This window comes from Acinetobacter higginsii (assembly GCF_000369525.1).
Classification (GTDB): Bacteria; Pseudomonadota; Gammaproteobacteria; order Pseudomonadales; family Moraxellaceae; genus Acinetobacter; species Acinetobacter higginsii.
Genome location: NZ_KB850071.1, coordinates 151,181 through 163,724, shown reverse-complemented (window position 1 = coordinate 163,724; position 12,544 = coordinate 151,181). Strand labels below are relative to the sequence as shown.

At 40.5% G+C, this 12,544-nt stretch carries 12 protein-coding genes; 6 read left to right on the top strand and 6 right to left on the bottom strand.

The window, feature by feature from the left end; translation table 11 throughout:
* The first annotated feature begins 20 nt into the window (after window positions 1-20).
* Window positions 21-1,376, top strand: coding sequence for a S8 family serine peptidase (locus F902_RS03965; protein ID WP_005201260.1), 1,356 nt, complete (start codon window positions 21-23; stop codon window positions 1,374-1,376).
* 93 nt (window positions 1,377-1,469) lie between these two features.
* Here the strand turns inward: F902_RS03965 and F902_RS03960 are convergent, their stop codons facing one another.
* From F902_RS03960 to glyQ, 5 genes are all read right to left on the bottom strand, one after another.
* Window positions 1,470-1,880: a hypothetical protein gene (locus tag F902_RS03960; RefSeq protein WP_005201258.1), complete on the bottom strand. Its 411-nt coding sequence runs from the start codon at window positions 1,878-1,880 to the stop codon at window positions 1,470-1,472.
* A gap of 210 nt (window positions 1,881-2,090) precedes the next feature.
* Entirely contained in the window at window positions 2,091-2,513 is a 423-nt protein-coding gene (locus F902_RS03955; RefSeq protein ID WP_005201257.1) for a hypothetical protein, read from the bottom strand.
* Between the two features lie 110 nt (window positions 2,514-2,623).
* On the bottom strand, window positions 2,624-3,910 hold the full coding sequence (locus tag F902_RS03950; RefSeq protein WP_005201256.1) for a hypothetical protein: 1,287 nt from the start codon (window positions 3,908-3,910) through the stop codon (window positions 2,624-2,626).
* Between the two features lie 70 nt (window positions 3,911-3,980).
* On the bottom strand, window positions 3,981-6,050 hold the full coding sequence (gene glyS / locus F902_RS03945; protein ID WP_005201255.1) for a glycine--tRNA ligase subunit beta: 2,070 nt from the start codon (window positions 6,048-6,050) through the stop codon (window positions 3,981-3,983).
* Window positions 6,050-7,039: a glycine--tRNA ligase subunit alpha gene (gene glyQ / locus F902_RS03940; protein WP_004775941.1), complete on the bottom strand. Its 990-nt coding sequence runs from the start codon at window positions 7,037-7,039 to the stop codon at window positions 6,050-6,052. The genes glyS and glyQ overlap by 1 nt, the downstream gene beginning before the upstream one ends.
* Before the next feature lie 294 nt (window positions 7,040-7,333).
* Here glyQ and F902_RS03935 point away from each other — a divergent pair, with 294 nt between their 5' ends.
* From F902_RS03935 to F902_RS03920, 4 genes are all read left to right on the top strand, one after another.
* Window positions 7,334-8,596 (top strand): putative DNA modification/repair radical SAM protein, encoded by a 1,263-nt coding sequence (locus F902_RS03935; protein ID WP_005201254.1) that lies wholly within the window; start codon window positions 7,334-7,336, stop codon window positions 8,594-8,596.
* A gap of 2 nt (window positions 8,597-8,598) precedes the next feature.
* Entirely contained in the window at window positions 8,599-9,390 is a 792-nt protein-coding gene (locus F902_RS03930; RefSeq protein ID WP_005201253.1) for a TIGR03915 family putative DNA repair protein, read from the top strand.
* A 132-nt stretch (window positions 9,391-9,522) separates the two neighbouring features.
* Window positions 9,523-9,939, top strand: a complete 417-nt coding sequence (locus F902_RS03925; RefSeq protein ID WP_005201252.1) for a lysozyme inhibitor LprI family protein — start codon at window positions 9,523-9,525, stop codon at window positions 9,937-9,939.
* Window positions 9,940-10,050: 111 nt separating this feature from the next.
* A complete protein-coding gene (locus F902_RS03920) occupies window positions 10,051-11,151 on the top strand; it encodes an HPP family protein (RefSeq protein ID WP_005201250.1) in 1,101 nt (366 codons plus the stop codon).
* Between the two features lie 72 nt (window positions 11,152-11,223).
* Here the strand turns inward: F902_RS03920 and F902_RS03915 are convergent, their stop codons facing one another.
* Complete coding sequence (locus F902_RS03915; protein WP_004804053.1) at window positions 11,224-11,493, bottom strand: PspC domain-containing protein; 270 nt, start codon at window positions 11,491-11,493, stop codon at window positions 11,224-11,226.
* A gap of 345 nt (window positions 11,494-11,838) precedes the next feature.
* Here F902_RS03915 and F902_RS03910 point away from each other — a divergent pair, with 345 nt between their 5' ends.
* Window positions 11,839-12,513 (top strand): hypothetical protein, encoded by a 675-nt coding sequence (locus F902_RS03910; protein ID WP_004804055.1) that lies wholly within the window; start codon window positions 11,839-11,841, stop codon window positions 12,511-12,513.
* The last annotated feature ends 31 nt before the right edge of the window (window positions 12,514-12,544 follow it).

The following is a 12,544-nucleotide window of genomic DNA, read 5'->3' as shown; positions in this document are numbered from 1 at the left end:
AAGAACGATGGAGATCAATAGTGAACAATAAAACCTTACTACTTTTAAGCTTGTGTGCTTTTTATACCACTACAGCCTCTGCCGCAGCACTCGATGCTGTCCAACTCAAACAACGACTCAGCACCGCAGCATTAAATAAAGTGTCGAATGGCAAAATTAATATTGATGCCTTAGTCGACAATGACTCAAATGATCTACTGATTGAATACGATAGCAGTGCAACGAGCACTACTTTAGGGCGAGAAAAACGTAGCCTGATTGCGGATGGTAAAAGTCAGTTTAAAAATAAATTTAGCAACGCAGCAGGTTTTCAGACCTTGCGTGAGTTTAATGGTTTGCCTTTGGGCTTATATCGTATTCAAAATCGTGAAACCTTAGCGCAGGTGTTAAATGATCCGACGGTAAAGGGTGTTTATCCAAACCGTAAAAATGTCCCGACCACAATGGAAAGTCTACCTCTTATTAATCAACCTCAAGCGGTCACAAATGGCTTTACTGGGGAGGGTTCGAGTGTGGTGGTGATTGATACTGGGGTGAATTATAAACATGCTGACTTTGGCTGTACCGCAGTCAATACCCCAGCTTCAACATGTCGTGTGGTCTATGCCTTTGATAGCGCACCTGATGACAATAGCTTGGATGATGACGGGCATGGCAGTAACGTTTCTGGGATTGTTGCCAAAGTTGCATCTAAAACCAAAATAATTGGGATAGATGTGTTTAGAAAAGTTCGATCACAAGGGCAATGGGCAAGTACCGCTTATGACAGTGATATTCTGGCAGGCATTAACTGGGCCGTAAATAATGCGCAAACCTATAACATTAAAGCGATTAATTTAAGTTTGGGTGTACCTGGGGTGAAATACACCTCTGAATGTAGCAATAGCAGCTATAGTACGGCTTTTGCCAATGCGCGTGCAGCAGGTGTTGTACCTGTAGTGGCTTCGGGTAATGATGCCTTCGCCGATGGGATTTCTTCACCAGCCTGTGTGAAAGGTGCAGTACGAGTAGGCGCGGTGTATGACAGTAATATTGGTGGCGTGTCTTGGGGCAATCCTTTGAAATGCTCTGATCCAACCACAGCAGCCGATAAAATCACATGCTTTAGTAATGGTGGCTCATTGGTGACTTTATTGGCACCAGGTGCAATGATTACTGCAGGTGGGGAAACTCAAGGTGGAACTTCACAGGCTGCGCCTCATGTTGCAGGGGCAATCGCATTATTACGTGCCAATGGCGTGACACCATCAGAGACCATCGATCAAACCGTAAATCGTTTGAAAGTAACAGGTAAGCCAATTACCGATACGCGAACTGGTTTGGTGTTCCCACGTATTGATTTACTGTCTGCAACCAGCGGACTCAGTTCGAATTAAGATGATTTTATAGTTTAAAGATCGATCCAAAAATAGTTTAAAAAGCCATGACTCGTTGCAGCTAGAGATAGATGCAACGAGTTTTTTATAGGCTTAATGACATTGTGCTAGCTTATCCGCACTAAAGTTACTTTGTAGTTTTTGAAAATTGGCTTGAACAGTGGCATCTTGCACATCAAAGGCGGTTGCGGTTGTTGGTTGAGCAAGCGTTTTATCTTGATAGTGTTGAGTGGTAGAGCTTGCTGAAATTAAACCATTTTGGTTAAAGCGCCAATGTTCAACCGCCTGACCGCCATCAAAATATCCCATGAATTCGATGTTGCAGTGTTGCTCTTGTTTGATCAATTTTGCAATATTACCTTCAGTGGATGGTGTGGCACCAATATTCTTCACTTGCTGTAATGTTTGTGCGCCATTGTTCTGTGTCGAAAGTGCTGAGCAAGCAGTAAAACTGATTGCACTGATGCAGGAAAGAAGAATTATTTTGAAAGTGCGTTGCGTCATGTGCAAAATTCCAGTCCGATGAATTTATGCGGTTTAGTGTGTCGGCAAATCCCGTGAAGTTCAATGAATGTTTTGAACGTACACTGTAAATTTAAAGCCTATTTTTCAAATCACTATAACAGCGCAGTCTTTAGAAAATGATATTTCAGATGATCAGGCTAGATGTATTTGAAGAAATAAAAAACCTCTACGGTGTAGAGGTTTTTGGGTTTAATTTTTTGAAGACTGACTCAGTTCAGCACGCTCGATCGGGACATTGCCTTCATTGGTGCCCACCACCGCATCTTTGGTGTCTTGCCATTTCTTGGCTGTGTATTGTTTGGCTTTTTCAGTTTGTGCTTGAACAACTTCAGATTGTTCTTCCGTATATTTCTTGGTGTCTTGCCATCTTTCACTGATCTTTTGTGAGGTGTTATCAGATGCGCCTTGGATTGAGTCGCCCAAATTCTGCATGCCTTTACCTGTTTTATATAACAAGATACGACCTAGGCTTGGATTGTCACCATAGGGCATGGCTTTTTCAGGCACAGCATTAGAAGCATTGCTTGTGGTGCTAGTTGTGTCTGCTGCCCAAAGCGAAGACGATGCAATCAGTGCCGTCGTAACACATAATAGTTGTACTTTATTCATCATCTTTTTGTCCTTTCCGCGATATTGTCGCAATCGAGATTTTATATCGCAGACTGTGATCTAACTCAAAGTATAAGTACGTATAAAAATGTAATTGCTGTTATCTTTTAAGCTTACTTATGGATCATTTCAAATAAATTTCTGTGATTTTTTCTCGGCCAATCTTTTATTGAATATTGATAAAAATCTCCTGAATAACCAATATGTATAAGCCATAATTTATAAAACAATTCTATACAAGTGTAAAAGTGATCAAGAGAAATTTGTAGTTTTACTTGATTTTCTGCACTTAGACTTACTCCATGTGCTGTTGAGTTTCTAACTTTTGTCCAAGATATCTCAAATTTACTATCTAAATATTCTACTGACTTTAATATTTGTTTGGGCGAAGGTTTGAGTTTTAAATCTAGAGAGTAATTTAGGTCGGATAAAGTTGTTTCATCAAAATGAGATTTTACACGATTTAATTCAGCCTTAGCTTTTGTAATTCTATTTAGAAGCTTCTCAGGAACTTTAATACTTTTTGCATAATATTTTTTTAAGATACTTTCGATACAGACACAAACATTTAAAGCTTGGATGTCAAGATATGCATCCCTAAGTTTATATATACTTGAGTATAAGTTGAAGAAGAAATTCTGTTCTTTATGGCTTAAAATTATTTGATTATTTAGAAAACGTATTAGATTAGGTAAGTCTTTTTTTGTCTTTAGAGGGATTGGGGCAGGGAAAAAAGTGCTTTCTTTGTTACTAGTAGATTTTATTTGAATAACTTTTCTATCATTTTCTATTGAGGTTCTTACAACAAAAGAAAATAAATTTTCGCTAAATAAGATGGTTAGACCTTTAAGTATATTCTTGGCATCTTCATAGGAAAAATTTTTAGATGAGTTGATGGATATAAGTCCATGTTTACTATCTATATTTTTTATTTCTATAGAAATAAAGTTTATTAAATTTATTTTTAATGGATATCCATGATTTACTTCTAAATTAATTGGGTTTTTATAGTAGAAATTGAAAGTATTTATTGAGGATTTAGATATACCGGAATATTCTAGAGCTGATAGCTCAGCATCTATGCTGCAACCAGAAGTACCATAGTAAACGAACGAGGGGGATATATGAGAACTGTGAAATGAACCAGTTATATTGCTCACTTGTAGATTATAGTATTCATCATCATCAACTAACTCTCCAGATAACCCGTTATTCTGATTGAAAATATTTTCAAAATTAGTCTGTTGATTACAAATACCGTAAAAATTGATTTTCCCATTTTTTTGGGTAATTCTCCCTGTACAAGAATAATTATTCTTGGCATTCTTAAGATTACCATTCAAGACATCGAACGTAAAATTATTTTCTAAACAGTTTTGAATATCTTTATTTGAAATCATGAATAGCTTGTGAAATAAACCCCACTATTTTATAGCGGGGTTTATTTAAAAGATCAAGTATTATAAATAGTTAACCCTGCAACACACTTACATCTGCAATTGCCGTGAACAAATCACGCAACTGAGCGAGTAAACGTAAACGGTTGGCTTTTAATTCAGCATCATCTGCCATGACCATTACACCTTCAAAGAAGGCATCAATTGGTGCACGAAGCGCAGCAAGCTTAGACAACGCTTCTGTGTAGTTACGCGCAGCAAGTAAAGGCTGAACCACAGGCGTGAGGGTAGACAATTCTGCATAAAGTGCTTTTTCAGCAGCTTCAACCAGATTTGCTTCAACCACAGCACCTTCCGGTGTCGCTTCTTTAGCAAGAATATTGGCAACACGTTTATTTGCCGCAGCCAATGCAGCTGCTTCTGGTAAGGTACGGAAATGATTGACCGCAGTCACACGCTTGTCAAAATCAAGAGGAGATTTTGGTGCAAGTGCTTGAACCGCTTGAATCACATCAACCGCAACGCCTTGGTCTTCATACTTGGCACGGTAGCGACCTTCAAGGAATGCAACAGCATCCGCACGGGTTTTATCGTGATCTTTAACAACGTCGCCATAACCTTGCAAGGCAAAATTCACCAGCTCTTCGATGGTCACATCAAGTTCATTTTCGATGATTAAACGCAAGATACCGATTGCAGAACGACGTAATGCAAATGGATCTTTAGAACCTGTTGGTGCTTGACCAATACCGAAAATACCTACTAGCGTATCTAAACGATCCGCAAGGGCAATGGTTGTACCCGTCTTGGTTTGCGGCAATACATCACCAGCAAATTTAGGTAAATACTGTTCACCTAAAGCTTTGGCAACTTCGTTATTTTCACCTTCAAGGCGCGCATAGTACGTGCCTGCAATCCCTTGAAGTTCTGGGAATTCACCCACAAGTTCAGAGGTTAAGTCACATTTCGCAAGTAACGCAGCTTTCTCAGCATCAGCAACATTTGCCCCCGTAATTGGAGACAATGCCACCGCTAATTTAGCAATACGTTCTGATTTATCCCAAAGTGTGCCCAATTGCGCTTGGAATACCATGTTAGCTAATTTTTCTTTACGAGACGCAAGTGGTTGCTTTTGGTCTTGTAAGAAGAAGAATTCCGCATCAGACAAACGTGGACGTACAACTTTCTCATTCCCTTCAATAATTTGAATCGGATCTTTCGACTCAATATTTGAAATGGTAATGAAGTAAGGCTGTAATTTACCTTCTGCATTGATTAAACAGAAATACTTCTGGTTATCCTGCATGGTGGTAATCAAAGCTTCTTGAGGAACAGCTAAATAACGCTCTTCAAAAGTTGCACGTAAAGCAACAGGCCATTCAACCAGACTTGTCACTTCATCAAGCAAGTCTGCTGGCACAATTGCAGTCGCATTGACTTCATCTGCCAATGTTTTGACTTGTGCTTGAATGGTCGCTTGACGCTTTTCGAAATTCGCAACCACGTACGCTTTTTCTAAAGTTGCCAAGTAGTCATTTGCATGCGTCAAAGTCACGGCTTCAGGTGCATGGAAACGATGACCATAAGTCACATTACCTGCTTTATGATCTTGAATGGTTGCTTCAACCACTTGATCATCTTTCAGCAATACCACCCATTTTACTGGACGCACGAATTCAGTACGGCTTGCTGCTGAACGCATACGTTTTGCGATTGGCAAGTTATCCAATGCAGTTTGTAAAATTTGTGGCAGTAAAGCATCAAGGCTTTGGCCTTTGACATCTTTCAAGAAGCAAACTTTTTCAACTTTACCTGCTTGGAACGTCGAAAGTTGGTCAACCGTGATGCCTTGACCACGCATAAAGCCTTCAAGTGCTTTAGTTGCTTTACCTTCAGCATCATAAGCCGCTTGTACAGCAGGGCCATCAAAACGTTTTTGCGTGTCCGCTTGAGCAGCATCGATATCAACAATTTTCAATGCTAAACGACGTGGAGCAGCATAGGCTTCGATAGCAGCGAAGTTTAAGCCCGCATCTTTTAGGCCTTTTTCCGTTTCTGCTTTAAGTGCATCACGCAAAGTTTTTAAGCTTTTTGGTGGAAGTTCTTCACAGCCAAGTTCGAATAAAACTGTATGCTTAGTCATTATTTATTCTCCTTCGCTTTTTCAGCTTGGGCTGCTTCTGCTTCAACTTGTGCTTTAAGTTGAGCCAATACTTCATCACGCAAATGTGGTTCTGCCATTGGGAAACCAAGTTTCGCGCGGGCAGCCACATAACTTTGTGCAATTGAACGCGCCAAAGTACGGACACGTAAAATATAACGTTGACGTTCAGTTACCGAAATTGCACCACGTGCATCCAACAAGTTAAAGCAATGTGATGCTTTGATCACTTGCTCGTAAGCAGGAAGTGGCAATTCAGCTTCGATTAAACGAGACGCTTCTGCTTCATAGAAGTCAAACAATTCAAACATTTTGTCGACTGGCGCGTATTCAAAGTTATAGGTCGATTGCTCAACTTCGTTTTGATGGAATACATCACCATAGGTTACGGTACCGAATTGACCTTTGGTCCAAACCAGATCGTAAACTGAGTCTACACCTTGAAGGTACATCGCAAGACGTTCTAAGCCGTAAGTGATTTCACCTGTTACTGGGTAACATTCAATACCACCAACTTGCTGGAAGTAAGTGAACTGAGTCACTTCCATACCATTTAACCAAACTTCCCAACCTAAGCCCCAAGCCCCAAGGGTTGGAGATTCCCAGTTGTCTTCTACGAAACGAATGTCGTGAGTTAGGGTATCAATGCCGATCGCTTTTAACGAATCGAGATAAAGCTGCTGGATATTGTCTGGGTTTGGCTTAAGTACCACTTGGAACTGATAGTAGTGTTGTAAACGGTTCGGGTTTTCACCATAACGACCGTCTTTCGGACGACGTGATGGTTGAACATAAGCCGCGTTCCAAGTTTCTGGCCCCAATGCACGTAAGAAGGTTGCAGTGTGGAAAGTACCTGCGCCCATTTCCATATCATATGGTTGTAATACGACGCAGCCTTGCTCCGCCCAATAGTTTTGTAGGGCAAGAATTAAGCCCTGAAATGTATCAATATGCGATATAGCACGACTCATGGTGCATCCACTGGAATCAAACAAAAATTGTGGTTAAGTATAAGGATTTTGTAGAGGAGTGGCAAAGGCTTCTAGCACTTCGCCAGCAAGTTCTGATCAGAAATAAAAAATAGAGCGGCTCTTCTTAATTATATGTATAGATCGATTAAATAACGTTGAAATGAACCGTCTGGATTTAAAGTGAACAATCCTCACGTCAGCTCATGACGTATTGCATCTCACATGCTCTTAATTTCACAACTTTGAAATGCTAATTTTAAAACGATATTCTCTGTTCTCCTCAGGTCGTTTGAAATGTCTGATCGCATTCGTGAAAAGCTGCAAATTTTAGCGGACGCTGCCAAATATGATGTGTCCTGTTCCTCCAGTGGTAGTGACCGTAAAAATAAAGACAAAGGTCTAGGCGACGCGAGTCGGGCAGGGATTTGCCATAGCTATACCGAAGATGGACGCTGTGTTTCTCTGCTGAAAATCCTGTTCAGTAATGTCTGTATTTTTGATTGCGCCTATTGTGTGTCACGCCGTTCCAATGATGTGAAAAGAGCTGCATTTACGGTACAGGAAGTGGTTGACCTGACCATTAATTTCTATCGACGTAATTATATTGAAGGGCTGTTTCTCAGCTCAGGTATTTTCAAGTCAGCCGACCACACCATGGAGCGCATGCTGCAGGTGGTGAAGAAACTACGCTTAGAAGAAAATTTTAATGGCTATATCCATCTTAAAACCATTCCGGGAGCTTCACCTGAATTGATTCATGAAGCGGGTCTGTATGCCGACCGAATGAGCATCAATCTGGAAATGCCAACCGAGGTCGGTTTAAAAGCCTTTGCGCCTGAAAAGTCGCATCAAGAAGTACAAAAAGATTTGGGGCTGGTTCGAGATCGCTTGATTCAGCTTAAAGATGAACGTCAGATTATCAAGCATGTGCCGAAATATGTCCCCGCAGGGCAGACTACGCAGATGGTGGTGGGAGCGCATCAGGAAACGGATCAAGATGTGCTGTTTATGGCAGATCGACATTACAAAGAATTTAAATTAAAACGGGTCTATTTCTCAGGCTATATTCCGATTAATACCGAGAATAATTATTTGCCTGCGGTTGGCTCTGCACCACCGTTGCTACGAGAAAATCGGCTTTATCAAAGTGATTGGTTGATGCGTTTTTATGGTTTTCAGGTCAATGAAATTGTGAATGACCGATTCCCACATTTGGATCTGGATGTTGACCCGAAACTCAGTTGGGCATTGCGGCATCCAGAGCATTTTCCTGTGGATTTAAATCGAGCTGATTACCTTATGATTTTACGTGTGCCTGGCATTGGGGTGAAATCAGCCAAGAAAATTGTACAGGCGCGTCGTTTTGGCAAAATTCATGTCGATTTATTAAAGCAGTTAGGTGTGGCCTATTCACGTGCACAGTATTTCATTCGTTGTGAAGACAGTGCTCGCTTTCAGAAAGAATTTTCAGCTGGTTTTATTCGTCAGCAGATTTTGACCCAAGGCTCATCTAAATATATCAAGCCGCTTTCACCTCAGTTGAGTTTAGGGTTTTGACAATGTCGAATGAGCAACTGAGCTATTATTTTGATGGTTCAATGGCAGGCTTATTGAGCTGCGTATTTCGTGCCTTTCAGTTTAAAGAGTTTCAGGTTCAGCTCAGTTTATTGGATGGAGCACAACATGGCTTGTTTTCTGAAGTCATTGAGGTTCCTAGTCATGAGCAACATGCACAGCGGGTTTGGTCTGCTTTACAACAAAAACTGTCTAAAGCAGCATTGAAGCAGATTTATTTTGCTTCTCTATCTGAGTCACTTGATGCCTACCAGCATGTATTTAATTACTGTATTTATGTCTTTCAACAGCAGCATTCTATAGAAAAAGATTATTTACATCCGAGTGTGTTGGCCATTTCTCAATGGACCAAAAAAGTAGGACGTGAAAAGCATCGGATGGAGGCTTTTGTACGGTTTAAGAAAACCAAGGATGGGCTATTTTTAAGTTTAGTTCGTCCCGATTTTAATGTATTGCCTTTGATACAACCGCATTTTAGACGCCGTTATCAGGATCAGCGTTGGTTGATTTATGATGAACAGCGCAAATATGGACTTTATTATGATTTGAACGATGTTCATGAAGTCTATATGGATGCAAATGAGATCGATCGCAATATTCAAAATGGCGGTAGCCAAAACTTCCAGTTGCAGCTTGATGAGCAGGAAGTTTTATACGATCAGCTTTGGAAAGATTATTTTAATAGTATCAATATTAAAGCCCGTCAAAATATCAAATTACATGTGCAATATTTGCCGAAACGTTATTGGCGTTATCTGAATGAAAAATTCATTTGAGGTGATGTCTGTTGTTTGAAAAATGGATGTCATGGTGACCAATATTCGTAGAAGATAGGAGAATAAAAATCAGTATGGGCGTGATTTTTTGATTATGATTAAAAAATATGAGAACAACAAAAGAGCAGATCCATGACTAAATTAATGTTCACCGTTGTAGTGTTTGCAATGACGTGTTTGAGCGCTCATGCTTTTGCTAAAGCACAGGATAAAACCACTGATCCCTATAGCCAATGTGTTGACGAAACCATTCAAGAATTAAAGTTGGGTAACATCAATAATGCCGTGGTGGAAATCTGTAGTACAAGGGCTAAAACACGCTATACCAAACAGATCGTACAATTACTGGATCAAATTAAAATTCAGAGCAAGCAATATAAGCAGCCTGAACGATATAACGACATTATGAAATCGCAGCAGCTCTGGAAAAATTTTGTGGATCAAGAGTGCCGTAATGCTGGGGCCTATATCGGCTCACCGATGTATGAGTTCTGCCCGATGCAAAAATATGCAGAGCGATTGGAGCAGCTAAAAGAATATTTAAATTGAGCTTGAACAGCTTTTATCATGATTTAAAACTGTAATTTAAATACACCTTAAGCTTGAGTAGGCGTATACTTCTGCATCGAGTAAAACCACGCGAATCCAGCAAGGTGCATTGTGAGCTTGACCCAATCAGACTGGCTAAATTTTCTAAAACCGAATTATAAAGTCCTGCCTATAAAAGAGAGGATACTTTCTGGTTTCGGGGCTTTATGTGGTTTGGCGATTTCCTCCTTGATTAGCTGGTATGTCCTAGGTGGCATGAATGCGTGGTATATCGCTCCGATGGGTGCATCTTCTGTGCTGCTATTTGCAGTCCCTAACAGTCCGTTGGCGCAGCCTTGGAATGTCATTGTGGGGAATACGCTGGCAGGATTCATTGGTGTTGCCTGTACGCAATATCTGCCTGATCTGACCAGTGCTTTTAGTGTTGCTGTTGGATTGGCAATTTTTGTGATGATGACCACAGACTCCTTGCATCCACCAAGTGGCGCAGTTGCGATTACGGCTGTTTTAGGAGGTGAAGCTGTACACCGCTTAGGTTTTCATTTTATCTTGTATCCAGTTCTGCTTAATTCGATTTTATTGCTTGTGTTTGCAGTGTTTTTTAATCGTTTGATTGGCCGTCATTATCCGATCACGGCACATGTAAATGAGCGATCTAAAGACCCGACACCCACCCAGAAAGTCTCAATTCAACCAAAAGATATTGAATATGCTTTAGAGCATCACACTGAGCTATTGGATATTAGTCAGTACGATTTAGAAAAAATCATTTTAGAAGCACAATCGCATGCCAACGAGCGCTTGATTAACTCATTCGTTTGCCAAGATATTATGAGCCGAGATGTGATTAAACTGCATGAGCATGATGATATTCATCAGGCTTTAGATAAGTTTAAAGCAGTGAATTTAATGAGTTTGCCAGTCGTCAATGCGGAAGAGCATTTGGTTGGGACATTGGCCTTATACGAAGTGGTAGAGTGGTTCAAGGGAGCAACAGATCCGCGTAATTCGTGGCAGCATTATGTGCGACAAATCATGAGTCATAAAGTTGTGACAGTCAGCCCCTTGCAACCGATTCAGGATTTGGTGCCTTACTTTGTGGAAAAGTCGTTTAACTATATTCCTGTGGTTGAAGAACAGTGCTTGATTGGAATGATCAGCCGTGCAGATATGATTGCAGCTTTGCAACAGCAGTTGAATCGACAGGTCTGAATTTAGATAAAAAAAAGCTACGGTTGGATTAGGGGTAATTTCAACCGTAGCGACCAAAAAGGTAACCGAAAATTAACGTTTTATGCCTTGGTCTTCATACACTGTTTTTACAGGTTGTGAATAGCCTTGTACGTGATCAATACGCGCTTGCTGCTGTTTCGGAATGACCAGCCATAAAATCAGATACACCAAAATACCCGGGAAGGCTGCACTCATGAGTGAGATCACAACAAAGATCAGACGTAATAAATTTGCGTTCCAACCAAATCGTTCCGCAATACCGCCCATTACACCAGCGATCATGCTTTGTTGGTTTGAGCGATATAAACCAGAGTTGGCCATCGAGTTTTTCTCCTTAAATTCATGAAACAACAGTGAAAATAATACATAGTGTTAGTTTGAGCTGCTGTTAATTAAGAAATAGGGGCGAACTGCTCTTTTTAAAGTTTAAACAGATGGGAGATTAGTTAAGTTGTGTAAATCATTGATGGAAAAACCGACAGCATCGCCTAAAATGCACCGAATTAAAGCATCCTGCTTTGTCAATTTACTATTTCAGTCCTATCGCATTGGCTATTACCCTTTTGGGGAATAGACGAACATTTAAATGATCCCTATATTTTCCGAAGTTTAGGACGAGTTCATGAAAAGCACGCGATAATGATGTTGATGTTAGAGATTTAGGATATGCAGTTCAGGTTATTCTTACAGCATGTTAGTGTAGGACTTCTATTGATTTTGGGTTTGAGTGCTTGTGATAGCCATCATCCAGAACCAGTAAAGCAACAACCCCAGACGCAACCGAGTGGTGAAACGAGTGAAGTGCTTGCAGATGAACAAGAAGAACAGCTTGCATCTGACGCGCAAGGGCTATCGCTGACTCAAGTGGCAGGCCAAGCAACATTGCCGTATTCTGCGGATCGTAAAAATAATTTGAGTAAACCTTCAGAAGCCGATTTGGTGTATGCGGGTCGTTATCATGCACGTATCCCTTGTAGTGATGCATTTGCAGGCTGTGTCAATAATGAGAAAGAAGCAGAATATATTCTGAATTTAATGGATGATGGTTCTGTGTTCTGGACCAATACCAGTTTTAGCCGCCTTGGCTCAGATCCGTCACGTAATATTGCCAAGATTGAGCAGACCTGTAAGCAAGTACAGTGGCATGTGCATAAAGAACTAAATGAAATTATGATTCGCTGTGATGCTGCGGATGTGAATTTGTATTATCAAGTGAGTCCGAATCAAGACTTGGTGATGGATCTGGATAAGATCTGGAATGGCGATAATGGGCGGAATCGTAAGTTCTTTAAAGAGTATCCATTCCCAGAACAAGCCTATGTATTTAAGAAAGTTGATTAAATAATCTGTATTCAAAATAAAAAAGAGCGCA